This is a genomic window from Paraglaciecola algarum (assembly GCF_021532655.1).
GTDB lineage: Bacteria > Pseudomonadota > Gammaproteobacteria > Enterobacterales > Alteromonadaceae > Paraglaciecola > Paraglaciecola algarum.
Map to the genome: position 1 here is coordinate 563149 of NZ_JAKGAS010000002.1, position 26646 is coordinate 589794.

22 protein-coding genes are annotated in these 26646 nt (G+C 38.8%); 10 read left to right on the top strand and 12 right to left on the bottom strand.

Annotated elements, in window-relative coordinates; genetic code table 11:
- Positions 1-5 precede the first annotated feature (5 nt).
- The gene (locus tag L0668_RS05970; protein WP_235311164.1) at positions 6-962 is read right to left on the bottom strand and encodes a Kelch repeat-containing protein; all 957 of its coding nucleotides are present in this window, start codon (positions 960-962) and stop codon (positions 6-8) included.
- A gap of 103 nt (positions 963-1065) precedes the next feature.
- The gene (locus L0668_RS05975) at positions 1066-1959 is read right to left on the bottom strand and encodes a 1-aminocyclopropane-1-carboxylate deaminase/D-cysteine desulfhydrase (protein WP_235311165.1); all 894 of its coding nucleotides are present in this window, start codon (positions 1957-1959) and stop codon (positions 1066-1068) included.
- 154 nt (positions 1960-2113) lie between these two features.
- On the opposite strand from L0668_RS05975, the gene L0668_RS05980 reads away from it, so the two are divergent.
- A complete protein-coding gene (locus L0668_RS05980) occupies positions 2114-2506 on the top strand; it encodes a hypothetical protein (protein WP_235311166.1) in 393 nt (130 codons plus the stop codon).
- Between the two features lie 46 nt (positions 2507-2552).
- Here the strand turns inward: L0668_RS05980 and L0668_RS05985 are convergent, their stop codons facing one another.
- A complete protein-coding gene (locus L0668_RS05985) occupies positions 2553-3656 on the bottom strand; it encodes a trypsin-like serine protease (RefSeq protein WP_235311167.1) in 1104 nt (367 codons plus the stop codon).
- A 565-nt stretch (positions 3657-4221) separates the two neighbouring features.
- The gene (locus L0668_RS05990) at positions 4222-6273 is read right to left on the bottom strand and encodes a GAF domain-containing hybrid sensor histidine kinase/response regulator (RefSeq protein WP_235311168.1); all 2052 of its coding nucleotides are present in this window, start codon (positions 6271-6273) and stop codon (positions 4222-4224) included.
- Between the two features lie 583 nt (positions 6274-6856).
- Here L0668_RS05990 and thrA point away from each other — a divergent pair.
- The 5 genes from thrA to L0668_RS06015 all read left to right on the top strand — a co-directional run bounded on the left by thrA (position 6857) and on the right by L0668_RS06015 (position 14125).
- Complete coding sequence (gene thrA / locus L0668_RS05995) at positions 6857-9316, top strand: bifunctional aspartate kinase/homoserine dehydrogenase I (RefSeq protein WP_235311169.1); 2460 nt, start codon at positions 6857-6859, stop codon at positions 9314-9316.
- Between the two features lie 2 nt (positions 9317-9318).
- Entirely contained in the window at positions 9319-10317 is a 999-nt protein-coding gene (thrB, locus tag L0668_RS06000) for a homoserine kinase (RefSeq protein WP_235311170.1), read from the top strand.
- Positions 10318-10406: 89 nt separating this feature from the next.
- The gene (thrC, locus tag L0668_RS06005; RefSeq protein ID WP_235311171.1) at positions 10407-11690 is read left to right on the top strand and encodes a threonine synthase; all 1284 of its coding nucleotides are present in this window, start codon (positions 10407-10409) and stop codon (positions 11688-11690) included.
- A gap of 29 nt (positions 11691-11719) precedes the next feature.
- Entirely contained in the window at positions 11720-12379 is a 660-nt protein-coding gene (gene ung, locus L0668_RS06010) for a uracil-DNA glycosylase (RefSeq protein WP_235311172.1), read from the top strand.
- A 114-nt stretch (positions 12380-12493) separates the two neighbouring features.
- Positions 12494-14125: an FMN-binding glutamate synthase family protein gene (locus L0668_RS06015; RefSeq protein WP_235311173.1), complete on the top strand. Its 1632-nt coding sequence runs from the start codon at positions 12494-12496 to the stop codon at positions 14123-14125.
- Between the two features lie 77 nt (positions 14126-14202).
- Here the strand turns inward: L0668_RS06015 and L0668_RS06020 are convergent, their stop codons facing one another.
- The 7 genes from L0668_RS06020 to L0668_RS06050 form a co-directional block, all read right to left on the bottom strand.
- Complete coding sequence (locus L0668_RS06020; protein ID WP_235311174.1) at positions 14203-14373, bottom strand: DUF3545 family protein; 171 nt, start codon at positions 14371-14373, stop codon at positions 14203-14205.
- Between the two features lie 243 nt (positions 14374-14616).
- Positions 14617-16260 (bottom strand): glucose-6-phosphate isomerase, encoded by a 1644-nt coding sequence (pgi, locus tag L0668_RS06025; protein ID WP_235311175.1) that lies wholly within the window; start codon positions 16258-16260, stop codon positions 14617-14619.
- 93 nt (positions 16261-16353) lie between these two features.
- Entirely contained in the window at positions 16354-17307 is a 954-nt protein-coding gene (gene tal, locus L0668_RS06030) for a transaldolase (RefSeq protein WP_235311176.1), read from the bottom strand.
- A 302-nt stretch (positions 17308-17609) separates the two neighbouring features.
- Positions 17610-18845 carry a ligand-binding sensor domain-containing protein gene (locus tag L0668_RS06035; RefSeq protein WP_235311177.1) on the bottom strand — a complete coding sequence of 412 codons (1236 nt, stop codon included), beginning with the start codon at positions 18843-18845 and terminating at the stop codon, positions 17610-17612.
- A gap of 472 nt (positions 18846-19317) precedes the next feature.
- Positions 19318-20118, bottom strand: a complete 801-nt coding sequence (locus L0668_RS06040; protein WP_235311178.1) for a DUF6174 domain-containing protein — start codon at positions 20116-20118, stop codon at positions 19318-19320.
- Between the two features lie 141 nt (positions 20119-20259).
- Entirely contained in the window at positions 20260-21390 is a 1131-nt protein-coding gene (locus L0668_RS06045) for an AI-2E family transporter (RefSeq protein WP_235311179.1), read from the bottom strand.
- Positions 21391-21758: 368 nt separating this feature from the next.
- Positions 21759-22643, bottom strand: a complete 885-nt coding sequence (locus L0668_RS06050) for an NAD(P)-dependent oxidoreductase (protein ID WP_235311180.1) — start codon at positions 22641-22643, stop codon at positions 21759-21761.
- A 440-nt stretch (positions 22644-23083) separates the two neighbouring features.
- Between L0668_RS06050 and L0668_RS06055 the strand changes: the two genes are divergently transcribed.
- From L0668_RS06055 to rplI, 4 genes are all read left to right on the top strand, one after another.
- Positions 23084-24022, top strand: coding sequence for a VOC family protein (locus L0668_RS06055; protein ID WP_235311181.1), 939 nt, complete (start codon positions 23084-23086; stop codon positions 24020-24022).
- An 831-nt stretch (positions 24023-24853) separates the two neighbouring features.
- Positions 24854-25273: a 30S ribosomal protein S6 gene (gene rpsF, locus L0668_RS06060; protein WP_235311229.1), complete on the top strand. Its 420-nt coding sequence runs from the start codon at positions 24854-24856 to the stop codon at positions 25271-25273.
- Complete coding sequence (gene rpsR, locus L0668_RS06065) at positions 25273-25500, top strand: 30S ribosomal protein S18 (RefSeq protein WP_215927140.1); 228 nt, start codon at positions 25273-25275, stop codon at positions 25498-25500. The genes rpsF and rpsR overlap by 1 nt, the downstream gene beginning before the upstream one ends.
- Positions 25501-25515: 15 nt before the next feature.
- Positions 25516-25968, top strand: coding sequence for a 50S ribosomal protein L9 (gene rplI / locus L0668_RS06070; RefSeq protein ID WP_235311182.1), 453 nt, complete (start codon positions 25516-25518; stop codon positions 25966-25968).
- Positions 25969-26096: 128 nt separating this feature from the next.
- Here the strand turns inward: rplI and L0668_RS06075 are convergent, their stop codons facing one another.
- Positions 26097-26627 carry a DUF5655 domain-containing protein gene (locus L0668_RS06075; protein ID WP_235311183.1) on the bottom strand — a complete coding sequence of 177 codons (531 nt, stop codon included), beginning with the start codon at positions 26625-26627 and terminating at the stop codon, positions 26097-26099.
- Between the last annotated feature and the right edge of the window lie 19 nt (positions 26628-26646).

The following is a 26646-nucleotide window of genomic DNA, read 5'->3' on the forward strand; positions in this document are numbered from 1 at the left end:
TAAAATCACTTTAGTAAAGAAAACTGCTGGATTGAGTCTAAGAATGGCCCACTTGGACTTGTCGTGCCTCCAATCACATAAATTACATTATTGAGCTCAGTAGCTGCATTATGTCGTGATGCATTAAGTTTAAATGATGACTGCTTCCATTTTCTTGTACTTAAGTCATACACGTAGCTAGCTTTTAAATCTCTGTAATCTCCAAAAGTATAAATTTTATCGTTAACTGCTACAGCGGAATGAGCACTTATATTTTGTGGAATTGCAGCTAGACTTGTCCACTGGTCGTTTGATATATCATATTGAGAAAAATGGTCAGAAGAGCTGGTATTGTTGTAGCCACCAATGGCGTATATATGGTTTTTAATTATTACTGTTCTAGTGTCTTCAGCAAAGGGCAAACTAGCTGCTTTTTTCCATTGTTTTAATGCAATATCAAAAATGGCCACAGTATTGGTAGGAATTAACTTTTCTCCAGGTATACGTGGGAATATACTTCCTCCACAGACAATAATTTTTCCATCAAAATATACGGCACTGCCGAAACGTCTGGGAACTGGCATTTCGCCAATTATTTTTACTTGTTTAGAGGGGATGTCATAGACCTCAATTAATGGTTGTAGCTTGCTGTAACGATCCCAAATTGTCACACCACCCAAAATGTAAATAGAGTTTTTACCATCCCAAACCGCTGAGTGATATCGCCTAGGTAACAGCTTATTTTCTAATGTTGTCACTTTTTTAGTTTGCGGGTTAATAATGTGAATGTCTCTTGACAGCCCGCCTTTTTGACTACCTGCTAACACAAATATTTTATCGCTGTTGTTAACAACAGCGTGGCCATACAAACCATTTGGTAGGGAAAAGCCAGTTGAATTTTTTTGAGATGGGGCATTTGAGCAACCACTAACAAGTAATGCTAAAAGCGTTAGTTGCAATAAGTTTTTTATTAAACAGGTCATTTGAATCCGTCCTTGATAGTCCATAAATTTGAGCACAATTTAGGAAACAATTTAAAGCAAATACTCTTTTTAGTCCAAAGGTTATACTTGAGATTGACTGCTTTTATCTTGTTCCTTGTAAGCCCCCTGTGTGCAAGGCTAAGATCCGGCTGCTTTTTGGAAAGTAGGTATTTTGTATTAGGAGCTCTATTGCATAAAATAACTTGCCACTGTAAATCGGTTCTATTTCAATTTTGTGTTGTTGATAAAATTTGTCACAGTATTGAATAAGTTCCGCATTCTTTTTAGCGTAACCACCAAAATGAAAGTCATGCATAATTTGCCAATTTGAACTGGCGTGCTCCTTGGGCAGTAAGTCATTAACTAAGTCTTCGAGATACCCTTGACCTTTAAGTACTCCTATCCCCAGCACCTTGGTTTTAAGTGATTGTTTACTCACCTCTTGTATTAGCCCAGCCAGTGTGCCGCCACTAGCCACAGGAGCAATAATATAATCATATTCTTGGCTAAGCTCGCTAATTAGTTCGCCTACACCTTGCAAAGCAAAATGGCTAGAGCCACCTTCAGGGATAATTAACGCTTGGGGGAACTCAGTTTGCAATGTGTTTAAATAACTATCGGTTCGTGCCTGATAAGTTAGTTTATTGACATAACGAATATCACTTTTCCAAGCGATTAAGTCTTGCAACATAGGGCTAAGGTTTTGCGAATAATCGCCACGAACAATAGCGGTAAGTTTAATATTGAGTTGTCGACAATAATAACCTAAGGCATGTAAATGATTAGAAAAACCACCACCAAAACTGATGATATGCTTAGTGTTATTTTCTAGCGCATCTAAAAGTTGAAACTTAACTTTTCGCCATTTGTTACCTGAAATAATCGAGTGTATCGAGTCGTCCCGTTTCACTGTGATTTGGGTATCATCAAGCAGTATTGTTTGTTCTTTAGATGGCAAATTTATATTGAGTAAAGATTCTAGTTGTTGGATTGTCACTTTGGAACCTAATGTAATTTGGTGAGTATGCATACAGATCTAAATCTAATGGTACATCAAAGTGTTTAAACTAAAACTGACAAGTTAATACAAAAAGATCCTTTACCCATATATTGATTAGGTTAATATAGTTACCTGATGGTGAGGGGCATAAATGAAATTAATTAAATTAAGTATTTTGAGCATTTGTTTTGTTGTTTTTAACGGCTGCACTGTATTAGGGTTTGCCACAGATATGGCTTTGATTAGTGCGATTGAAGACGATACTTGCAAAAATAGTAGTAGTCGAGCTAATTGTAGAGCAAACAATAAAACAGCATTAGGCGATTTACTGTTTACTGAATTGGGGCTTGAACAAGACGTTAAGATTGTCAAAAAGGTTATGGAACAAATTGATGAGACTAAAAATGAAGAATTAGTCGAGCCTGAGAATGTAATACCTACACCAGAAAAACCTCCAGTTGTTGCTTGTAAAAAAGTGACAAACGGTCAACAGCAATGTTATTCAGCTGATTATTATAAAGATATGTATATTACTGAAGAATAAGGTGTTAATACACAATCAGCACACTAGCTGATTGTGTATTTACCAATTAATATTTGACTAAGCGGCGTTGGGCAGCAATAAAAAATATACTGAGTAACAATAAACCTACACTTGTAGGTGCTGAAACATTAAGATAATTGTTATCTATCCACTCTAGGTAAGGGGCGTATAAATTGCCACCAAATATCTCGCCAAATGCGCCGTCAACTCCAAATGGCCCTCTGCCACTTGTTCCAAAAGTATTATTGGCTGCTAATACAAATGTACTGCTCAGTGCGTCATAAATAAATGAAGGGCCACCTGAGTCACCACCGCCGATTGCAGCTTCGAACAACCCGCTAAAATTATCTCCCAAACCATTTCCACACCCCACATTGTAATCTGAACAGAAAGTATCGATAAAACCATCTTGACCGGGTATGCCTAACCCAGCTAAAAACGCATCATATCCATCAAAATCGGCGTACCATACTTCAGCCTCATTGCCATGAAAAAGTTCGCAGGCTATTGAGTTAGAATACCCTCCACTTGCAACTGTAGAGGTACCATCATCACAATCAAAAAATTCAGTTAGGTTGAAGCCAAACCGTTTGTTGAAAAAATCAGCTGAATTTGGAGTGGCTCCATCATAACCATTGCCAGTAGTGCCATGACCCACCATGGTTAGTAGAGTGCCATTATTAATCGGCATATCACCACGGTAAAAATCGTAAATCTCTACACCATTTGGAATATCATCATCTAAAGTGATGACAGCTATATCATCATTTAGACAGGCGCCAAAGAACCCACTCACGTCGTCAATTCCACATTGCGCAAAGCCTTGGTAATCAGGATGAATATCTACCGCTTGTGAGCCTCTTACCGCATTTAAAAAACCGCCATCTGTAAAAACTGTTGTGACATTAAAATTAGGATCATTAATATCAATAACTTTACCAGTCGTTGTGGAGTCTTCCACACAATGAGCTGCAGTGATTATATGGCGTTTGCTTATAGCTGAGCCTGTACAAATAAATAAACCCTCATTTGTGTTTATTTGAATGCTGACTACGCCCGTAAAGGCTCCTGCTGGCACTAGAGGTGCGCCGCTATCGTCAAATTCATTACCAGCAATAATTGCAGGGGAAATATCTCCCTTGGTATTCATGAGTCCAGCTAGGCTATGAGTAAAAGGCGTTAAAGTGAGAAAAGAAGTTAAAAGTAGGCTGTAAATTTTTCTTAAGTGGAGAGTCATATGTTTCCTTCGTTAATATTTATTTTTATATCCGTGTGTAAAGCAATTTAGCTTTAATTGAAATAAGCAATAAATAAACCGAAATTCAAAGGGTTATAGTTAGTTACTGAATTTTATGGGAAAGTATATTTACCGGTATGCTAATAATGTTTTAGAGTGAAAAAATACACTTAAATTGTAAAAAATACTGACAGTGTTTTTGGGCGCAGAATAAAGTCTATTTGACCTGAGTTCTATCGAGGGCAACCTCTAGATAACGTCCTTTTTTCGCCTTAGTAGCGTCGGAGTACCTAACAATTGTCATCTTTTATATACGGCAATTCGCCTTGTTAGACACGAAAAGTTTCGTCACCGAGTGCGCTATACCGTAAGCTATTTGGGCGTGTATGAGTAAGTTATAGAATTAATTTTAACCGACACTTCTTATTCAAAACATAGGTTATTCAAAACTTAGGTTAATCAAAAATAGTGAGCTCAATTAAGCATACTTTTCGATCATAGAATACAAAGTTTCTTGTTTCAGTGGTTTAGTTAAATAGTCATTCATGCCACTGGCTAAACACTTTTCTTTGTCACCTTTCATCGAATTTGCGGTGAGCGCTATGATTGGCACATTCGCTGCTAGGGAGTTGAGTTTGCGGATATTTTCAGTGGTTTGATAACCATCCATATTAGGCATTTGGCAATCCATTAAAATTAAATCGTAATATCGCCCAAGTTTGGCTTCACTTTCGATTTGAGCTAAGGCTTCCAATCCATCAGCTGCTATATCATTAGAAATACGGCGCAAGTTTAACATTTCACTGACTACTATTTGGTTGATGTCGTTATCTTCAACAATTAAGACTTTTAGTTGGCTTAAATCTTTATTGCTAATTTCAGTTGGTGCGTGGATTTTTTGCTTAATATTACCTTGTTGTATTTCTAGCTCTAACTCAACCGAGAATATGCTGCCTTCACCTTCTTGACTTTGAACCGTTACTTTACCACCCATTAATTTAGCTAGGCTTTGACTGATAGATAGGCCTAAACCAGTGCCACCAAACTTTCGAGTCGTAGATATGTCTGCTTGCCTAAAAGGCAAAAACAACTTTTGTGTTTGTTGTTCTGACATGCCAATTCCGCTGTCTGATACGTCTAATTTTAGTATTGCTCTATTATTCTCTGTCAGTTTAATCGAGCTGATTATTTCTATTTTCCCGTGTAGGGTAAACTTGATCGCATTACTGATTAAATTAGTGTAAATCTGCCTTATCCTTGTTTGGTCAGCAATGACAGTAATATTTTCAGTGCTGGCAAAATTTGAGATGAGTTGAATCGATTTTTTTTGTGCTGCAATTGCATAAACTTGTACACATTTATTCAATAGTTCATTAATTGCAAAAGGTGTATTTTCTAATTCCACTTGGTTGGAATCAATTTTAGCAAAATCTAGTACGTCATTGATTTGTGCAAGTAAGGAATCGGCACTATCTTGCGCTAGGTTAATAAAGTGTTGTTGTTTTTCATTTAGCCCTGATTTATCCATAACTTGTAACGACCCAATCACACCATTAATTGGGGTACGAATTTCATGACTCATATTGGCTAAAAAGGTACTCCTCGCTTCCAAGGCAGAAGTCAGTTCTTGGTGTCTTTTTTCAAGTTGTTCTCGATAAAACACTTGTTCGGTTATATCCTGGAAAGCGCCATATAATCTAACGCACTTCCCATCTTCAAGTTCGGCTCGTCCTTGCGCTGCTACCCATTTAGATTTTCCGGTATAAGTGATTATTTCGAACACATCGGAGAAATCACTTCCGTCTAACATAGCTTTCTCAACGATTGCTTGGATCCTCAGCCTATTGTCTCCCGGCTTGTAAAAGTTAATTGCCGTGTCTAATTGGGGAGTATAATTCTCATCTACGTCATGTATTAATCTCGTGGATTCAGACCAATGTAATTTTTGATTAACCAGATCCATTTCCCAAGCCCCGACACCCGCCAGCTTTCCAATTTCGTTAAGAATATTTTGCTGGTCGATTAGGCGCTTTTTTTGTTTTCTTAGCTGAGAAATATGCTTGTTTCTAGCGATTTCATTACCTATCCAATGAGACAATAAATCAATAAATTCATGCTCTTCTAGGCTAAATGGCTTTTCTTTAGGCTCAGCTGAAGAGAAATTTAAGGTGCCGTACTTCTGGCCTTCTACTTCTAACGGTGCGCCAATATAACTTTCTAAGCCAAAATCTAAATAACAAGGATGTTGAGCAATTTCACTTTTCCCTGCATGATGAAATGATTTGGGTTCATTGGCTTTTAGGGTGTGAATACAATAAGTACTGTTAACGTTAAATGTAGTGCCTGCTTCAAGCGCGTTTTCTGGTGATATTGCATATTTGATGGTGTAACAATCATCATTTATTTGACTGATAATCCCCAACTGTAAACCGAAAAACTCAGCCCCAAATGTTAATAATAGGGATATTTTTTGTTCGAAAGACAAGGTGTTGTCAGATGTGATTTTATACAGTTTATTTAAATGCAGCATATCAACCTAAATACAAAGACGACTAGTAAGTTACCCTATCGCTAATATAGCTTTTTTCCTACTTATTTGTAAGTTTTGCTAAATTACCTAAACCGGTTAACAATACTTAAAACACCTAGGGGCTGTTTTGATAAGTACACAATTTTCTCCTCTGCCTTCTATACAAACAATCGTCATTACGCTTAACTACGCTTTTTTGTTCGTTGCTATTAATTTAATAGGTAAAGCTATAGTGACAAGCGCAATGCTTAATTATTGGAAAGTCGAACGACTCTAGTTCACTGAGGATTTCATCGATTTATTATTGTGCTGCTTGCTGTAGGGAATTTGGCATATCAAATAACAAAACACCTGCACTTGTTAGTTGACATCTTTAGCACTATGCGGCAAATTGCACCTCATGAAAATGAATTCGATTCGCATCACCGGCATGATTATTACCACCCTAGATAAGGTGGTCGCTGGCTAGTGCATACGCATAACACATTAAAAGCCCGCAACCTAAGCGGGCTTTTTTGTTATTTGGCTGTATGAAAAACGATTTGAAAATAACTAGAAATACAAGAAGTTGAGGAGCAGTAAAATGAAGGTGTTGAAATTTGGTGGGTCGTCTCTCGCCGATGCAGAGCGTTACTTGAGAGTAAAAGATATTACTATGGCATGTCATACCGAGTCAGGTGCTGCGATTGTATTATCTGCTCCAAAGGGCGTAACCAATGCCTTGTCTTTATTGTGTGACGAAGCCGCTTCAGGTAAAGATTATGGTGAATTGTTTGCCAAATTAAATATGGTACTGTTTGGAATTCTTGATGATTTACAAACCAATTTACCTAACTTTAAATCTGCTAACTTAGCTGAGTTTATCCAAAATACCCTCAACGAGTTAAATCAACATTTAGAAGGTTTTGCGCTATTACGCTGCGCACCAGAGCAGGTTGTAGCTAAAATATTAAGTATTGGTGAATATGTCAGTGTGAATATCTTCAGCGAGATATTAAATGCTGTCGGTCAGGAAAACAGCATTATTGATCCTGTCGGGCACATCATTGCCGAGGGGGAGTACCTAGACAGTATTTGCGATGTGTCTGCCAGTAAAGCCCGATTCGAAGATGTAGATAGCTCTGGTAAACAAGTGTTAATCATGCCTGGTTTTGTGGCAGTAAACGAAGCAGGCGAAAAAGTGACCCTTGGTCGAAATGGATCTGACTACTCTGCCGCGATTTTAGCTGCTTGTATTGACGCAGAATGTTGTGAGATATGGACTGATGTAGATGGTGTATATAACGCTGACCCTAATCAAGTAGAAGGTGCTGTATTATTAGATAAGTTAACTTATCAAGAAGCCATGGAGTTATCTTACTTTGGGGCTAAAGTTTTACATCCTAAAACTATCGGACCCATTGCTCAGCACCATATTCCTTGTTTGATCCGCAACACTTTAAATCCAGCTGCGCCAGGCACTTTAATTAGCAATGAAGCCAGCACTAAATGGACAAGTGTAAAAGGTATTTCACACCTAGATGATATGACCATGTTTAATGTTGCCGGGCCAGGTATGAAAGGCATGGTGGGTATGGCAAGTCGTGTATTTGAAGTCATGTCTAATGCCAATATCTCTATTAGCTTAATTACCCAGTCATCTTCAGAATACAGTATTAGTTTCTGTATCCATAGTAAAGATGCCGGCCGTGCCCAAGACTTGTTAGAAGATTCATTTGCATTAGAGTTAAGCAATCATTTGTTGGATCCTATTGAAGTGCGTCATGACCTAGCCATAGTGACCTTAGTAGGAGACGGTATGCGTCACTCTAAAGGTTTAGCGGCTAAATTCTTTAGCTCACTGTCGCAAGCCAGAGTAAATAACGTAGCTATCGCACAAGGTTCTTCAGAACGTTCGATTTCAACTGTAATTGAAGCTAATAAAGCTAAAAAAGCAGTAAAAATTGTGCATCAAAATTTCTTCTCTAGTTTGCATTCAATCGATGCATTTTTGGTGGGTTGTGGCACAGTAGGTAAAGAGTTTTTAGGTCAAGTGGCTCGTCAACAAGCTGCGCTCTTAGAACGTAATATCAAGTTAAACGTATACGGCATCGCTAACAGTAAAAAATTACTTTTAGATCAAAATGGTATTGATTTAAATAATGGCTGGGATCAGGCATTACAACAAAGCGATAAAACATTGAGCGTTGAAACTTTAAAAGATTTTGTTCATGCCAATAGTTTAGTCAACCCAGTATTGATTGATTGTACTAGTAGCACAGTCATTGCTGAGCAATATCCTGATATGATGGAAAACGGTTTTCATGTTGTTACGCCAAACAAGAAGGCGAATACGGCAAGTACTGAATTTTATCAGTTGTTACGTGACACAGTACAAACCACAAACCGTCAGTTTTTGTATGAAACCACAGTGGGTGCTGGTTTACCTGTTATTGAAAATTTACAAAAATTATTTTATGCCGGAGATGAATTAACCAAGTTTGAAGGTATTCTGTCTGGATCATTATCTTTTGTATTCGGTAAGTTAGATGAAGGTTTGAGTTTATCTGAAGCCACTAACATAGCGAAACAAAATGGTTTTACTGAACCCGATCCTCGAGATGATTTAAGTGGTATGGATGTCGCTAGAAAGTTGTTGATCATGGCCCGTGAAGCAGGTTTAACCTTAGAATTAGACGATATTCAAATAGAATCGGTGTTACCAGGCTCTTTCGACGCTTCTGGTTCAATCGATGAATTTATGGCTAAGCTGCCTGAATTAGATAGCTTAGTTGCCCAAAGAATTGAAGCTGCCAAACAAGAAGGCAAAGTACTGCGTTATGTGGGCTCAATCAACCAAGGGAAGTGTGTGGTCAATATTCAAGCGGTGAATGATAAACACCCTTTGTATCCGGTTAAAGATGGTGAAAATGCCTTAGCAATCCACAGTCATTATTATCAACCCATTCCTTATGTTATTCGCGGTTATGGTGCAGGAGCAGCAGTAACTGCTGCTGGTGTATTTGCCGATGTGATGCGCACCATGCCATGGAAACAGTCATAAACATGAAACAAGAATCAAACATGCAAAATAAAGTCATCACAGCTTACGCGCCAGCTTCAATTGGTAATGTAAGTTTAGGTTTTGATTTATTAGGCGCGGCGTTAAAGCCAATTGATGGCAGTTTACTGGGTGATGAAGTCGACCTTAGCATTGCAGAGCAATTTAGCTTGCAAGTTAAAGGTCGCTTTGCTGACAAGTTACCAGCTGATCCAGCTAGCAACATAGTTACTCGTTGTTACCAGCATTTTGTTAAAGTGTTAGAGCAACAAGGCAATGCTAAAGCTGACATACCAGCGTTAAGTATGACCTTGTACAAACATTTGCCTATAGGCAGTGGCTTGGGCTCTAGTGCAAGTTCGATAGTGGCAGCACTGCATGGCCTTAATCAGTTTTATGCTGGACATTTTGGTAAGGCTCCATTTTCTGATAACGAACTTTTATTAGTCATGGGTGAGCTTGAAGGACAAATCAGCGGAAGTATTCACTATGATAATGTAGCGCCATGCTTTTTAGGTGGATTAACCTTGATGGCTGAATACAAAGAGCAAATCGCATTACAATTGCCTGTTTTCAAAAATTGGTACTGGGTGTCTTGTTATTCGGGTATTAGTGTATCAACCGCTGCTGCTCGTGAAATTCTACCAAAACACGTGTCTATGCCTGATGCAATTCAGTTTGGTCGTCAATTAGCCGTATTCACCGATGCCTTGTATCGACAAGATGAACAGTTGGCTGCGGCTATGATGCGTGATGTTATAGCTGAGCCTTATCGCAAGTCTCTATTACCTAAGTTTGATGAGTCTCGTGCTTATGCCGAGCAAAATGGTGCATTGGCATTCGGTATTTCAGGTTCTGGCCCAACAGTGTTTGCTGTATGCGATAATTTGCAAAATGCGCAAGATATTAATCAATGGTTAACTGACAATTACATTCAAAATGACACAGGTTTTAGTCATGTTTGTCAATTAGACCAAAATGGCGCAACTACGCGCCAATCTTAAGCTTGTGTTGAGCTAGGTGATCCCCATATCAACACAATGGTTTATCACGGTTTGCTCGTGATAAAAATAGAAATGAAAAGGTAACAAAATTGGAACTCGAAAATTTAAAAGATGCCTCAGAAGTTGTCACTTTCGCACAGGCTGTTAAACAAGGTTTAGGTAAAAATCAAGGATTGTTTTTCCCAAAAAAATTACCAAAGTTTGATGATATAGATGCAATTTTAGCTATGCCATTTGTAGAGCGTAGTGTTGAAATAGTTAGTCAGATCATTGGCGATGAGTTATCTCGCGAAACAGTGACTGGCATAGTAGAAAGAGCCTTTGCTTTTGACGCGCCGCTGGCCAAAGTCACTGATAACATTTATAGCTTAGAGTTATTCCACGGGCCTACTTTGGCCTTTAAAGATTTTGGCGGCCGTTTTATGGCTCAGTGTTTAACCGAGATTTCAAACGGCGAACCTATTACTATTTTGACTGCTACATCGGGTGATACTGGTGCGGCAGTAGCCCATGCTTTCCACGGTATTGATAACATCAATGTAGTGATTTTATTCCCTAAAGATAAAATCAGTCAGCTGCAAGAAAAGTTATTTACTACCTTAGGTGACAATATTCATACAGTGGCCATCGAAGGTGACTTTGATGACTGCCAACAGTTAGTTAAAACTGCATTTGATGATGTAGACGTACGTGAAGGTTTACACCTTAATTCTGCTAACTCTATCAATATTAGTCGTTTAACGGCTCAAATTTGTTACTACTTTGAGGCTGTATCGCAATTATCTGCACAAGAACGTGAAGATTTAGTTATCTCAGTGCCTAGTGGTAATTTTGGTAACTTAACGGCAGGTTTAATTGCCAAAGTTATGGGATTACCGGTTAAACATTTTGTTGCAGCCACTAACATGAACGATACCGTCCCCCGTTATTTAAAAACAGGCGAATGGGATCCAAAAGATACTGTAGCTACATTGTCGAATGCGATGGATGTGAGTAATCCAAATAACTGGCCACGTATCGAAGCTATTATCGAGCAAGGTTATGTGGACAAATCTGTGATTTCGGGTGACCGAGTTGATGAAGAGTACACTCAAGTTGCTATGCGCCAATTAGCGCAATTAGGTTACATAAGTGAACCTCACGCAGCCATCGCTTATAAGGCGTTAGTTAGGAAATTAGAAGAAGGTCAAACTGGTATATTTTTAGGCACAGCACACCCGGCTAAGTTTAGAGAGACAGTTGAAACCGTATTGGGTCAGCCTATTAGTTTGCCTCAACCTTTAGCTGACTGTGCAGGAAAAGAAGGGCTAGATGTTGATTTACCTAATGATTATGCGGCGCTTAAAGCGCATATGTTTAAGTTGTTAGGTTAATACTCATATCCTAAGTTGAGGTTTATAAAGTGAAAACTTGGGCGGATATATTAGAGTTAGAAAAGCAGCAAGTTTACTTTCAACAATTATCATCTGTTGTTGAACAGCAAAGAGCCGCTGGAAAAGTAATATATCCGCCCGAGCAAGATGTTTTCAACGCTTTCACCTTGACCGAGCTGGCTAAGGTCAAAGTGGTCATTTTAGGACAAGATCCCTATCACGGCCCAAATCAGGCCCATGGATTAAGTTTTTCAGTTTTACCTGGTATCAAACCCCCACCTTCACTGGTCAATATTTATAAAGAGCTGGTATCTGACATCCCAGAATTTTCTATTCCACAACATGGTTGTTTAACCAAGTGGGCTGAACAAGGCGTGTTACTGCTGAATACGGTATTAACTGTTGAACAAGGTAAAGCCCACTCACATGCAAAATTGGGCTGGGAAACCTTCACCGGAAATATCATTAATACTCTCAATAAAGAATGTGATGGCTTGGTATTTATGTTGTGGGGCGGTCATGCACAAAAAAAGGGTAAAAACATAGACCAAAATAAACACCATGTTTTAGCCGGCCCACACCCTTCACCATTATCTGTGTATCGCGGATTTTTTGGCTGTAAACATTTCTCAAAAACTAATCAAATATTGCTACAACAAGGCAAAGCATTGATTAACTGGCAAGTTTAGTTTTTCTTGTAGTCTAGGTTCTATTTTCTAAAAAACGTAAAAATTACGTTGAAACATGCACTTAGCTATGTTTTTCTTGACCGTGTTGTTAAAACTTTAATAAAGGTAATAAGTATGAGAGCGTTGTTTGTAAGAGTCATTACCATTACCTGGCTGGTTATACTTGGATTAAGCATAAATTGGCCAGCAATATTGTGGTTAGGCTTGTTGGTGGTGCCTCTTACTTTTGTTGGTTTTTACGATATGTATCAAACCAAACATGCATTATGGCGAACCTTTCCTTTGGTGGGGCGTGGTCGCTGGGTAATGGAAGCTCTGCGTCCTTTTGTCCGCCAATACTTCTTTGAGTCTGAGACTGATGGTGTACCGATTAATCGTATGTATCGCTCGGTAATCTACCAAAGAGCAAAAGGTCAACGAGATACCATTCCTTACGGTACTAAGGTCGATACCCAGCGCGTGGGTTATGAATGGATTGGCCATTCCATGGCGGCAATTCACTTAGATGACAATGCCTTAGAGCCTAAAGTTAAGATTGGCGGAGAAGCGTGCACACACCCCTATGATGCCAGTATTTTTAATATTTCAGCAATGAGCTTTGGCTCGTTAAGTGCTAATGCAATTTTGGCATTGAACAAAGGGGCTAAGTTAGGTGGTTTCTACCATAATACAGGTGAGGGCAGTGTTAGCCCTTATCATTTACAACATGGAGGGGATTTGGTGTGGCAAATTGGTACGGGGTATTTTGGCTGTCGCAATGAGAAAGGCAAATTTAGTCCAGAACGCTTTGCTCAGACAGCCACGAAAGAAAGTATTAAAATGATTGAGATTAAGTTATCTCAAGGAGCTAAACCTGGCCATGGTGGTATTTTACCTGCGGATAAAAACACCATAGAAATTGCGCATATTCGTCACGTAGAACCGGGTACACGTGTTGACTCTCCACCTGCCCATAGTGCTTTTAAAACCCCTCTTGAAATGATGGACTTTATCCAACAGTTACGCGAGTTATCAGGTGGTAAACCGGTTGGGTTTAAACTAGCTGTTGGTCGAAAGAGTGAGTTTATTGCCCTATGTAAAGCTATGATTGAAACTAATATTAAACCTGACTTTATTACCGTAGACGGCGGCGAAGGTGGTACAGGGGCTGCACCATTAGAATATTCGAACTCAGTGGGTATGCCGCTTAGAGAAGCTATTGTATTTATTAGCGATGTGTTGACCGGATTTAATTTACGTAAAGACATTAAAATCATTGCCAGTGGTAAAGCTTTTACAGGTTTTGATATTGTCAGGAATTTATCCCTAGGTGCCGATTTGTGTAATAGCGCCAGAGGCATGATGGTGGCCTTAGGCTGCGTGCAGTCTTTAGTATGTAACAACAATGAATGCCCTACGGGAATAGCCACGCAAGATCCCATTTTAACAGCAGGCTTAGTGGTAAACGATAAAGCTATACGTATCGCCCGCTATCAAAAAGAAACCGTACGCGCCACTATGGATTTGATTGCATCAGCAGGTTTGCGTGATCCCAATCAAATTACTCGTTCACACATTTATCGTAGGGTGAGCGAAACAGAAATTAAGCGTTTTGATCAAATTTATGTAGGTTTAGTGGAAGGCAGTTTATTGACTGGAGATTACCCAGATAGATTTGCTCACGAAATGACTGAATCTTCTTCCAAGTGTTTTATGCCAAGTAGTTTTGTGGTGGAATGTTACAGCGGTTTGGAAGAAGTGAAATAGCGTTAATATACTTTAGAACTTAAAAAGCCCTAATCAATAGGGCTTTTTTATGTGCATATTATTATATGATGCGAGGGTTAAATAAATTCTAATTCATCTTCTGGGGACATACCAAGCTCACGTAATTCTTGTTTGAGCCTATATCTGTCATGTATGGCTTCTATTTCACGCCATTTACGTTTAGCGGGTTTTGACTTAGAATTTCGAGTTTCTGAATTCACTGATGACAATAAATCGGACTTATTCATAACACACTCCATTATTATTTTTAGCGCAGCAACAACAACATACATGTTGAAGCTTAAGACTTTGGTCTAAAGCCTGACTAAATATGTACCATAAGAAGCTTAAAATTAGTACAAGTATTTGAAGTTTTTATTAATCAAATGTGAACATATTGTGAATTAACTATTTTTTGATGTTTTTTGTACAAAAAAAGAGCGATTAATTAATCGCTCTGGTGAATAAAAGTGTTTGGTTAAATTAAATTATTAGCTATTTGCTTGCCTAAACTTAGCAATCAACTGATTAGTTGAAGTATCAAAGTTGAGTTCAGCATCAGTATTAACTAACTTATCTAATACTTGATTACCTAACTCTTTACCTAGTTCCACGCCCCATTGGTCGAATGAATTCACTCCCCAAATCGCTCCTTGTACAAATACTTTATGTTCGTATAAAGCAATCAAAGAGCCTAGAGTTTTAGGATCAAGCTTATCAAACAAGAAAGTATTACTAGGTTTGTTGCCTGGCATAGTTTTGTGCGTAGCTAATGACTCTAGTTCGTCATCGCTAAGGCCTTTCGAGGCTAAATCAGCTGAACATTCGTCAAAGGTTTTACCTTGCATGAGTGCTTGAGTTTGGCCAAAACAGTTAGAGGCTAACATAGCATGATGAGTATCGTCTTGATTAGGTACATTTAGCGGCAACATAAAGTCGGCAGGGATTAACACTGTGCCTTGGTGAATCAGCTGGTGGAATGAATGTTGACCGTTAGTGCCTTCACTTCCCCAAATTACTGGGCCCGTTTCGTAGTCTGTTACTGTTTTATCACCAGACACACGTTTACCGTTACTTTCCATATCTAACTGTTGGACGTAGGCAGGAAAACCACGTAGATAATGATAATAAGGCAACAATACATGACTTTGTGCACCAAAGAAGTTGATATACCAAACACCTAACGTAGCTAAGATCATTGGCAAGTTTTGCTCGGCAGGGGCAGTTTGGAAATGTTCATCCATCTCAAATGCGCCTTGCAATAATGCACGGTAGTTGTCGTAACCAATCGTTAAAGCAACAGGTAAGCCGATAGCTGACCAAAGTGAATAACGACCGCCAACCCAGTCCCACATCGGGAATATATTATCTTCAGCCATACCAAACTCAGTAGCGGCTTTAATGTTGGAAGACACAGCAATAAAGTGTTTGGCGATATCTTCTTGTTTGCCACCGGCTTTTAAGAACCAAGCTTTAGCGGTAAGGGTATTTTGTAAGGTTTCTTGGGTGCCAAAGGATTTTGATGACATCACCACTAAGGTTTCTTCGTGGTCAACTGAGGCTAGTACATCTTGTATATGACATCCATCAACGTTGGCCACATAGTGTACTTTCACGCCTTTAAACCAATAAGGCTTAAGTGCTTCAGACATGATTTTAGGGCCTAAGAAAGAACCTCCAATACCAATCGCTACGATTTCTTTAAGCGGTTTGCCGGTATAACCGGTTAATTCGGCGCTATGTACTTTAGCCACAAAGTCTTCGATTTTTCTCTGACAAGCTAATACTTCTGGCATCACGTCTTCGCCATCAACCATCACAGGTTTGCCTGAGAAATTACGTAGTGCGGTATGTAACACAGCACGCTGTTCGGTTTGGTTGATAATCTCACCAGCAAACATGGCATCACGTTTTTCAGCTACTTGGCAATCTGTTGTAAGAGATTGTAGTGCCGACATAACTTCATCAGTGATCAGGTTTTTAGAGAAATCTAATTCTATGCCACAGGCTGCTTGAGTGTATTTGTTTGCTCTTTGTGGATCTGCGGCAAACATATCACGCATATGTTGAGTTTTTATTTTTTCAGCTAGTGCAGCTAGATTTTGCCAAGCTGGCGATTGTGTGAGTGCTGTCATTAGGTTGCCTCATTGTGTAGGGGTGTTGATATACATAAAATTGTGACAAAAAAGCGCCAATAATCGGCGCTTTTTATAGTGTGCTAATGCAGTTTATAGATAACTTTTAAGCAAGGTTTCTAATTTAACTTGGTCAATAGCAAAGTTACGTATGCCTTCTGATAATTTTTCAGTAGCCATTGCATCTTGGTTCATTTCCCAACGGAACTGGGCTTCAGTCAAAGGTGCACCAGGTGTTTTAGTGGCGCCATTGTCTTTCAATTTAACGGGTAACTCACCTGACGCTTGAGATAGATCTTCTAACAAACCAGGGCCAATTGTTAAACGGTCACAACCGGCTAATTCAGTGATTTCGTCAGTGTTACGGAAACTAGCGCCCATCACCACTGTTTTATAACCGTGATCTTTGTAGTAGTTATAAATTTTAGTTACTGACACTACGCCAGGATCTTCAGCAGGTGCGTAGCTATCTTTGCCTGTTTTAGCTTTGTACCAATCTAAGATACGGCCTACAAAAGGTGAAATTAAGTATGCGCCAACTTCAGCACAAGCTTGAGCTTGAGCAAAACCAAACAATAAAGTTAAGTTACAGTTGATGCCTTCTTTTTCTAATACTTCTGCCGCTTTAATACCTTCCCAGGTAGAGGCTAATTTAATTAAGATGCGGCTTTTATCAATGCCAGCATCTTTGTATAGCGCGACTAGTTTGTGGGCTTTTTCGATACTCGCCGCCGTGTCAAAAGATAAACGAGCGTCTACTTCAGTAGAAATACGTCCTGGTACGATATTTACTATGTCGGTACCAATAGTCACAGAAAGTTTGTCACCAGCATCAATAATTTGTTGCTCTGGATCAGATGATTGCTCTTTTGCCCAAGCTACAGCAGCTTCAAGGTGGGACTTGTACTGAGGCATCTCTGCAGCTTTTAATAACAATGATGGGTTAGTAGTAGCATCAACAGGTTGATACTTTTTAATCGCTTCGATATCACCAGTATCAGCTACAACAGTAGTGATGTCGCGTAGGGCTTGTAATTGGTTTGACATGTCTTCCTCTATCTTGATGGCATTTTTGTAGGCTATAGCTTGGCAAAATTAAGATAAAAATCAAAGAAATAAGGCGACTATCTTATGTCTTATCAAGCTTAGCTAGGTAAACGTAAAATTTTATGCTGACACTAGGATATAACTCATGGAAACTCTAGGCTACATAAACTAATTAAATCGCTAACTAAAATAATAGTGAAATTATCAGACGTAAAGAATTTTCCTCAAAAATTAGATTTTTCTGAGCATGATTTCCTTAATGTTATTTAAATTATGGATTATCACTATTATCAAAGTAGAGCTTAATTGTAGCTCGCCTTGATAATCGTTGGCTTATGTTGTTTCTTGTTTGTCATATCAGTCCCCACTATGTATAAATTACCTTGGTCATCACGAGTAACACTGCCATACAAAAGGGTTTTTTTATTTATACTACTAATAGGAAAACTAGCCATAACTTTTAAGCTGGTTTCGTATACTATCCATGAATAACCTGGGGTAGATTTTTGTCGACCTAGAGCGGCTAAAAAATTCTGCCCGTCTAAAGTAAATAGACTTGCGAGATAACTGCCTTTTTGCTGTTCATCATCCAGAAATATCTCAAAATTAACTTCATAGGAATTATTGTCAGAAAGCTTAAGACTATATAATGCCCCTTGGCCGGTTATAAAATAAATGTCTCCATTTTTCATTGTTGTGTACGAAATTATACCATGTTGACTATATTCGCTTAAATTTAAGTAATGCTCTAATGAGTGAGTACTTACAAGCACTAAATCGCTATCATATTGATTGAGAGTGACTGCAACTTGATTCTCTTCTGTATTTAATATGTAGGGTACAAACACATGACCTTTGGGTGTAACCAGAAAGTTTCGGCTGATATGCTGGTTTAGAGATTTCAAGTTTATAGATTTTACTTGCTCACTAAGTGTGTCGAATTGATATAGAACATGGCCCCAATAACCAAGAGAGTATATATATTGGCCGTTAGTATTTAATGCAATTAAGGCTTCCTTTGTGGCTAATATATGTTCCCAATTTTTAGCCTTAGGTTTTTTACGCCATAAGTGTCCTCCATGTTTTGGTGGAATACCCTTTTTTGCGTTTTCACCTTTCTCATCAAAGCTAGTAAAATATAGATAGCCATCATTGGCCTGATAGATTTTGCTATGAATTTTATTTTGGGACATGCCCTCTTCATGTAAACCAGACTTTTTTAGTTCAGAAATAACATCACTTTGAGGAGAAAATTGTGAATATTCTGGCGAGTATTGATATAAATAAGCGGTATTATTTTGATTTGGGCGGCTAGACACACCTAAATAAATATTACCTTGGTCGTCACGACCTGTTGCCCCCCAAATTGCTGACGTTTTATTTATCTCAGGAATTGTTAAAGCCTCGAAAGATGGAGGTGAATAGTGCTTTTTTTCTACAGAGTTAAAATGAGTGCCAAGTATTTGCTCAAATGAACGCGAGTCTTGAAATTTGGCTTGTTTCGTTGGGTTGTCACTGCAACCCAATGTAATTGCCATTAGAAGAAATAGGTGCAGAATTATTAGTATGGTCTTCATTTCGTAACATGCAGGATCCTTGTGTTCGATTATATTGCCGAAAAATGACTAACTTTCCTAGACAGTAAATGTAATTCCAGTCAAAAAGTATGAAAATAACGCTTTAGCTATTCGGTGAAAATGGAGCTAAGCGCAAAAGTAAATAACCTGAGAACTGGAGAAGGAATGTTGTTGAAATCTAGTTTAACTATATAATTCAATGATTTACTCTTATATATCTGAAGTGTTTTACGGTGAAGTGTACTCGGTGACGAAAGCTTAGGAGATAGCAAGGCGGATTGCCGTACACAATAGCTGGCTATTGTTAGGCAATCCAACGCTACTAGGCACAAAAAGAGCGTTATCGAGGGGCTCGGCTTATCTGGGATTCAGGTTAATTAATTCAATGTCGGCTTGTTTAGTTGTTTAAAATGGTCGTTAAAAACTAGACACTTTAAAGCGCTAAAAACTCGCTAACAGTATAATTAATGGCATCACATTCATCAGAACCCGCATTTAAGTAATACTGTTCTGGTACCCCAAGTTCGTTAAAGTCCGGTGTTACTTTAGGTTCGCCAGCGTGTAGTCCTGCTTCTAAGGGTGTTAATTTTAGCTGTAACTCTAGTTCATTGAACAGCCCATCAATGGTCATGTAGTTATCAATATTAGATAAAAAGGTTTCACTATCTGTATCGTAAACAGTAGAGACTTCATTATCAGTAACAGTGACGAGGACAACAGGGGTGGGAGCAAAAGTAGGGCAGTCGCTAAAACTCGTATTGAACTGAAATTGATAACTAGGTGTTTGGTTGGTTTGCCATTTAGCGTATTCGCTATTTAATTGGTCAAGTAAAGCGTATTTTCTATGGTCTGAAATAACCTTATATTCGCATTGATTATCAAATTGCGCATCGGGCAGGCTAGATAAACGAGAAAACCCTAATGACTCTGCCGTAGCTAAGTCTTTGTCATGAATAGTAAATATATTAATTGAACCTGTTTCTGAATCACATGATTCGGTGTAAGCGAAACCATCATGGCCTTTTTGTGAACAGTGTAATTCGATATTTTCATCAATGAGTAGTTTGCCATGAGTTTTGACTGAGATAGCTGCTGAACTATCGCACGCAGGAGCGAGATCATCTTGATAAACACGCACATGTTGTTCACCTTCTAAATCAATTTTTAAATCATCATTACATGCGGTTAAACTTAAACAAATTAGCCCAGCTGTTAGTCCAAATCTTCTTTTCATAATTTTTCCTTTAGTGATATTAACCAAGGACACAAATGTTAGAGATGAAAGGCCAGCAGTTCTGTAGTTAATTGATAACGAATGTAAATAAATGTAATTTGATGAAGGTTATTAATTTCTCTATATATTTTTACTGAAGTTCTAACCGCCAGCTTCTATTATTCGTAGCCAGTTTTTCCAAATACCTAATTCGGATACTACTAATTTAATACAAACTAATACTGGAACCGATAAAAGCACACCAGCGAGCCCCCATAACCAACCACATATTAGTAACCACAGCATGATAATTAGCGGGTTAATTAGCATTTTTTTGCCCATGGCGGTGGGAGTGATAAATTGAGACTCGATGATATTTAGTACTAAGTATGCTCCAACTGGAATTAGCGCAGAAGGGGTAACGCCGAAGTGTACCATACCCGCTAAGCATAGAATGACCGCACCTATTACAGAACCTACATAGGGAATAAAATTTAGAACAGCAACAATTACACCCCATAACAAAGCGTCCTCTAATCCAATAAAATAAAGCGCACTGGCTGTTGATAAACCTAAAACTAAGTTAATAACGCTGGCCGTAATTATGTATTTTGAAAGTTGTTTTTGTGTCACATCAACTAAACGAATGGCTTTTTCACGTTGTTCCGTGGTGGGGAGTTCTTTGACAAAAGCGCTAAACAGCTGAGGTCCAAATATTAATAAAAACAGGATTAATATCGCACCTCCTAAAAGTTGGCCGAAAAAAACGGGCGCAGCTCCGAGTGTTTCAATCATCAATTCCATGCCCCCTTCTTTTATGCGCTTAGTCACAGCATATCCTGTTTTTTCTTCATCTGCTTTGGGTTCATTTTTACTTGAAAACCAACTGAAGAAGGCTGATTTTTTTATTGTATTTGTCGTTTCTTTTTCTTCAAAAGTACTACTGAGCGATTCAACTTGTTCGGTTAGATGCATAGATAATTTGGGGATAAGCTTAGCCCATTTTTGAGCTGGCTCTACCAATTCGACGCCAATGAGAGTGAAGGGAGTAGCAAGCATAGCTAGCATAACCACAGAAGATATAGCTCGAGGAACATGAAGCTTATACAGGCCTGTGACTAAAGGGCTTAATAATAGAGCAATTAATACAGAAAGTAACAGTGGAATAATCAAGGATTGGGCAAAATATAAAGTGTAGATTATCGCTAAAAACAAGAGCCAATTGCTGTAATAAACACTTTTGAGTTTTGTTGTATTTTTAGTTTGATTACTCTTGTTTGGCGATGTGTCCATTCGAATCCCGTTTACTTTGATAATTTAGTTAATCTACCCTGAGCGATATTTATTTTAAAGTACAGACTTTTAACTCCTCTGCCTTTGAGTAAATTCTAAGTAAATAGGTTATACCAATTACAGTAAATAATTGACCACTCAGAATTCGCCTAGCGGATTTTGAACAAGACGTCGGTATACATTAATGGTTGTTCCCTTTCAAATGCCGACCAACCGAAATGAGTAATGCTGTTTTGACAATTACTACAAACAAATCCTAATTGGTGACTAAAGGTATGGGTAAAGCAAAAGCATGGCCGAAATATTCCGGCCATGTCTAGAGGGAAATAATTTTCAGATTGATATTAGAAATTCTTCCGAAAAGAAACTTAATCGAATTTCTTCTCAAAGAAAGATACTAGCTCTGATACCATATTATCTGAAAAGCCGTCATTCATTGCTTGGTTTAGAGTGTTATTCGCTGACTTAGCCATAATACTATCTACACCTAAATCATCTGCCATTTGAGTGTAATAGCCGACATCTTTAGCGGCATTTTTTATGCTAAAGGCGAGATCGTTTGGATTGTTATCTATTGCAAAGCCCCTAACAAAATCCATCATACCCGAATGTAGTGGTCCTGCTGACATGACGTTGTAGAGGGCCTGGCGATCTATCCCTGCTTTGTCAGCCATAACAAATGCTTCTGACATAGCTGCAGCTGTGGTCATTCCAAAAAAATTGTTGATCAGCTTGATCGTGTGGCCTGAAGCTAAAGAGCCCAAGTAAAAGAGGTTTTCTGATAAATCTTCTAATACGGGTTTAGCTATGTTAAATCCAGTTTCGTTGCCAGAAGCCATAATGTTGAGCTTGCCTTCAATAGCATGGGCAGGGGTTCTGCCCAAAGGTCCATCAAGGTAATAAGCGCCGAGTTTGCTTATCTCGGCCCCTATTGCTTTTGTTGAGCTAGGTAATGAAGTACCAAAGTCGATAACCACCTTGCCTGCACTTAAACCGGCTATCACACCTTCATCACCATACATACGCGATTCGACTGACGCAGACGTATCCATACAAAGCATAATAACATCTGAGGCTAGGCTCAGTGCTTTGGCTGATTCAGCTTCTTTAGCACCTTGAGCTATTGCGGCATCAATTCGAGTACGAGATTTATTGCCCAGTACGGTCACGTCATATCCAATTGATAATAAACGGTCAACCATAGCCGCACCCATAAGACCTAACCCAATGAATCCAATTTTTGTATTTTTCATGTTATATCCAAATTTGTAATCGTAGATGAATCTAATTTTTCACTTACCGATAGAGTAGCAAAAAACGATAGCCAGCAAATAATTTAACGGGAAATTTGTAGTCGCGGAGTAAATCAAAAGCCTCAATGTTGTCACTGAAATTATTCAAATAACGTTGGTACGACCCCAATTAATTTTAAAAAGTAATCTTCCATATAATTCACCATCCGACATTATAAGTAATTCATGTTTTTATAAGGTTTAATTCTATTTTTTGTTAACATGGATGGCTCTATAATTTTTTCTCGGCGCAATATTGTGGGTAGCAAGAAGAGATGATTAATTGTTTCGAGTTTGGTTTATTCTCGCCCTAACGGATTGCTAATCATGGCCTTTATAGGTAGATTTGGTTGTATTTATTAATGTCTATTACGGCGTTACGACAGATTCAAAGGAACCTTATGCACCTAACCTATACAACGCTATCATTAGGTCAATTTAGCAAATATAAAGCACTAATGCTAAGTGCCATAGTCACTCTGCTGCTATTTGCCTGTTGGGTTAACCAAGCAAACGCAAAACAAGCTCACGGCATAGTGGGTATTGCTCATGTCGCCTTTCAAGTATCAAATTTAGAAAAATCAGTTAAACAATATTCTCAACACTACGGTTTTATGCCTGCATTTTCAGTACAAGATAATGGTTCTGCTAGTTACGTAAAAATCAGTGATGAGCAATTTATCAAATTGGTTGAAGTGAATGAAAAAACCGACAATAACCGACTAATTGAAATCGCATTTCAGGTCACAAACCTTAGGCACTTTGTTACTTTTCTAAAGAGTAAAGGGTTTAATCCATCTAGCATTTACATCGCCGCAGACGGGACGCTAGCAAGCACCTTGATTGGACCTAGCCAACATAAATTGCTCTTTGTTGAATACCGCGCCAATTCATTGCAAGCCAAAACAAAAGGTCAATATTTAGGTGAGAATCGGTTAGCCGACAGGTTATTGCACGTTGGATTTACTGTTGATAACGAAGCACAAGCCAATGCATTTTATCAACAAGCACTTGGTTTTGAAGAAATTTGGCGAGCAGCCAGACAAGATAATGGCCCCGATGCTTGGGTTAACATGAAAATTCCTGAAAGCCGCGGTGACTATGTAGAATATGTACTAATTGATGGAATGGAGCCTTCAAGAAATCAACTAGGATCAATGAATCACATTTGTTTACTGAGCCATGATATTCAAATCACCCGCCAACAATTAAAACAAAATGGCTTAGATGATCCTAATCGCCATCAACCCATGGTCGGGCGCAGTAATCGATGGATTATTAATATTCACGATTTGGATGGAACTCGGACCGAGTTTATGGAAACCAAACCGGCATATTAAACTGACATAAAAATTATATAGTCAAGCGTAACGCGAGAAAAATCAAAAGCATCGGCTTCGCCGCAGGCAATAAAGTCACGATTAAAAAATTAAGGTGCAGTGGTTGCTTAAAGATTGGTTAACTTAGTGTTCTGCTAATTGCTAAGATGATGACAATGTAACTGATGTTTAGCACTGAACTAAAAAACAAATTGCACAATGCAAGACCAGCCCCCTTGTTCGCTCACAAGTCAATCAAAACGACTCCGCTAGCTTGTCATTTTCTCTTGCAAACAACGCAAGAAAACTGCCAAACTAGCTCCACATTTTATTGAAGCGTGAGCAGCCTTACATTCCATCTTTCATTAGTGGCGTAGCCATGCTTTTGATTTTCTCGCGACTACAAATTCCCCGTTAAATTATTGGCTTGTCGAATGCCCGAATAGGGACATTCGGGCAAGGCAATCTTTTATAGCTGGGAGCGGCTTATTGCCGGTTCGACATAAAAGACAATGATTTGATGGATTAGGAATTTGTCTGGAGTGCGTGCCTCTTTTGCTTACTTTTCTTGGCTGTTGAAGAAAAGTCAGTTGGACGAAATGGATTTCGTTTGAAAAAAGGCATGGATGCCAAGTGCGAAGCATAAAAGTGAGCGAAGCTCATAAAGTGGCGCAGCCATGCTTCTGGTGAACGAAGTGAATGCTTTTATCTTGTCAAAACAACAAATAAACCTTGCGCTAACAGCGCACTTTATATACTATTCGCGCCGCTTAAAACAGTCACTACTTTTAGTTCCTTGTCTCTATATAGCTTGGCTGTGCTATCGAGACTACAACCGTGAGGAGCAATATGATGCGTCATTACGAAATCGTATTCATGGTTCACCCTGACCAGAGTGAACAAGTTCCAGGTATGATCGAGCGTTATACTGGAATTCTTACCCAAGATGGCGGCACTATCCACCGCTTGGAAGATTGGGGCCGTCGTCAATTGGCTTACCCAATCGATAAACTTCATAAAGCACACTATGTTCTTGTTAACGCTGAAGCAACTGCTGAAGCTGTTGAAGAGCTAGAAACTGCTTTCCGTTTTAATGATGTTGTTTTGCGTAACCTAGTTATGCGTACTAAAGCTGCTGTGACTGAACAGTCTCCAATGGCTAAAGAAGAACGTCGTGAAAAGCGTGAAGAAAAATCATATGACAAGCCAGCCGCTGCTCCTGTTAAAGAAGCACCAGCTGAAGCTGCAGACGCACAAGAAGGAGACGCATAATGGCTCGTTTTTTTAGACGTCGTAAGTTCTGTCGTTTTTCTGCTGAAGGTGTTGCTGAGATAGATTACAAAGACATCGCAATGTTGAAAAACTACATCACTGAAAGTGGTAAAATTGTACCTAGCCGTATCACTGGAACTAGCGCGAAATATCAGCGTCAGTTGTCAACTGCTATTAAGCGCGCGCGCTTCTTGGCATTGCTTCCATATACTGATTCTCACAAGTAATCGTAGGTAGCAAAGATGGATATCATATTATTAGACAAGATCGCTAACCTAGGCGGCTTGGGTGACACTGTCACTGTAAAATCAGGTTATGCTCGTAACTTCTTGTTCCCTCAAGGAAAAGCAGTTCCAGCTACTAAAGTAAACGTTGAAAAGTTTGAAGCACGTCGTGCTGAGCTAGAAGCAAAAATTGCTGAAGGCCTAGCTGCTGCACAAGCTAAAGCAGAAAAAATTGCCGCTTTGGCTGAAGTGACTATCGCTTCTCCAGCTGGTGACGAAGGTAAATTGTTCGGTTCTATCGGTACTCGCGATATTGCTGAAGCGATTACTGCTGCTGGTGTTGACGTGGTTAAATCTGAAGTTAAATTACCTACTGGTACTTTACGTGAAACTGGCGAATACGAAATTGATTTGCAAGTTCATTCAGACGTAACAACAACTATTAAACTAATCGTTATTCAAGAAGCTTAATTCTAATTTAAAGAATTTAAGTAGACTGAGATTTAGTGTTAAAAAGCCGTTTCTGGAAACAGAAACGGCTTTTTGTTTTGGATGTCCCATCCTGATATAGATTGATAGTAACTTATATAGAAAGGCCTTTACTTAGCCTCACTGTATGCCTCATTTATCCAACCTAAAAGTTCAGTATCTACTTGGTTTACATCGGTAAGTTGTACTCTGTGGGTACACATAGTGCCAAAAGGGCCTGATGTTTCTAGTCTGTCTGCATGGGGTTTATCATTAAATTTCAAACCTAAATCAATACGCTTTTTAGTGCTAGGCTGAATGAGTATAAATTGTCTTTTTACCCGAAAGCTCACCGCTGATTTTTTAGGTGATACCTCGATATCACTGCCCATTTTTATGATGTGTGCTTGTAACGAATCAAAAATTTCCTTTAACGACTCCTTACCTTTGTACTGATTGACAATCAGATCTTCATTAGTTGAAGAGGCCGCATCAGCCTCGCGGAATTTAAGGGTGATAAAGTTGGCAAAACCATGGGTGATACCTAGCTCTTTTTTTAGGTAGCTCATGTATTCGCCATGTTTAGTGAATGGTTGTTGGGCGAGTAAGGCTTTCCACTCATCTAGGGTTTTACCAGTTTTTTCCAATAAGTTTTGTTCCATGTCATGCTCCAAATTTAGG

Bases quoted from the DNA above. Each gene is read 5' to 3' on its own strand.
- L0668_RS05970 (WP_235311164.1), bottom strand. From the start codon at position 962: ATGACCTGTTTAATAAAAAACTTATTGCAACTAACGCTTTTAGCATTA.
- L0668_RS05980 (WP_235311166.1), top strand. From the start codon at position 2,114: ATGAAATTAATTAAATTAAGTATTTTGAGCATTTGTTTTGTTGTTTTT.
- L0668_RS05985 (WP_235311167.1), bottom strand. From the start codon at position 3,656: ATGAATACCAAGGGAGATATTTCCCCTGCAATTATTGCTGGTAATGAA.
- L0668_RS05990 (WP_235311168.1), bottom strand. From the start codon at position 6,273: ATGCTGCATTTAAATAAACTGTATAAAATCACATCTGACAACACCTTG.
- thrA (WP_235311169.1), top strand. From the start codon at position 6,857: ATGAAGGTGTTGAAATTTGGTGGGTCGTCTCTCGCCGATGCAGAGCGT.
- thrB (WP_235311170.1), top strand. From the start codon at position 9,319: ATGAAACAAGAATCAAACATGCAAAATAAAGTCATCACAGCTTACGCG.
- L0668_RS06015 (WP_235311173.1), top strand. From the start codon at position 12,494: ATGAGAGCGTTGTTTGTAAGAGTCATTACCATTACCTGGCTGGTTATA.
- L0668_RS06020 (WP_235311174.1), bottom strand. From the start codon at position 14,373: ATGAATAAGTCCGATTTATTGTCATCAGTGAATTCAGAAACTCGAAAT.
- pgi (WP_235311175.1), bottom strand. From the start codon at position 16,260: ATGACAGCACTCACACAATCGCCAGCTTGGCAAAATCTAGCTGCACTA.
- tal (WP_235311176.1), bottom strand. From the start codon at position 17,307: ATGTCAAACCAATTACAAGCCCTACGCGACATCACTACTGTTGTAGCT.
- L0668_RS06035 (WP_235311177.1), bottom strand. From the start codon at position 18,845: ATGGCAATTACATTGGGTTGCAGTGACAACCCAACGAAACAAGCCAAA.
- L0668_RS06040 (WP_235311178.1), bottom strand. From the start codon at position 20,118: ATGAAAAGAAGATTTGGACTAACAGCTGGGCTAATTTGTTTAAGTTTA.
- L0668_RS06045 (WP_235311179.1), bottom strand. From the start codon at position 21,390: ATGGACACATCGCCAAACAAGAGTAATCAAACTAAAAATACAACAAAA.
- L0668_RS06050 (WP_235311180.1), bottom strand. From the start codon at position 22,643: ATGAAAAATACAAAAATTGGATTCATTGGGTTAGGTCTTATGGGTGCG.
- L0668_RS06055 (WP_235311181.1), top strand. From the start codon at position 23,084: ATGCACCTAACCTATACAACGCTATCATTAGGTCAATTTAGCAAATAT.
- rpsF (WP_235311229.1), top strand. From the start codon at position 24,854: ATGCGTCATTACGAAATCGTATTCATGGTTCACCCTGACCAGAGTGAA.
- rpsR (WP_215927140.1), top strand. From the start codon at position 25,273: ATGGCTCGTTTTTTTAGACGTCGTAAGTTCTGTCGTTTTTCTGCTGAA.
- rplI (WP_235311182.1), top strand. From the start codon at position 25,516: ATGGATATCATATTATTAGACAAGATCGCTAACCTAGGCGGCTTGGGT.
- L0668_RS06075 (WP_235311183.1), bottom strand. From the start codon at position 26,627: ATGGAACAAAACTTATTGGAAAAAACTGGTAAAACCCTAGATGAGTGG.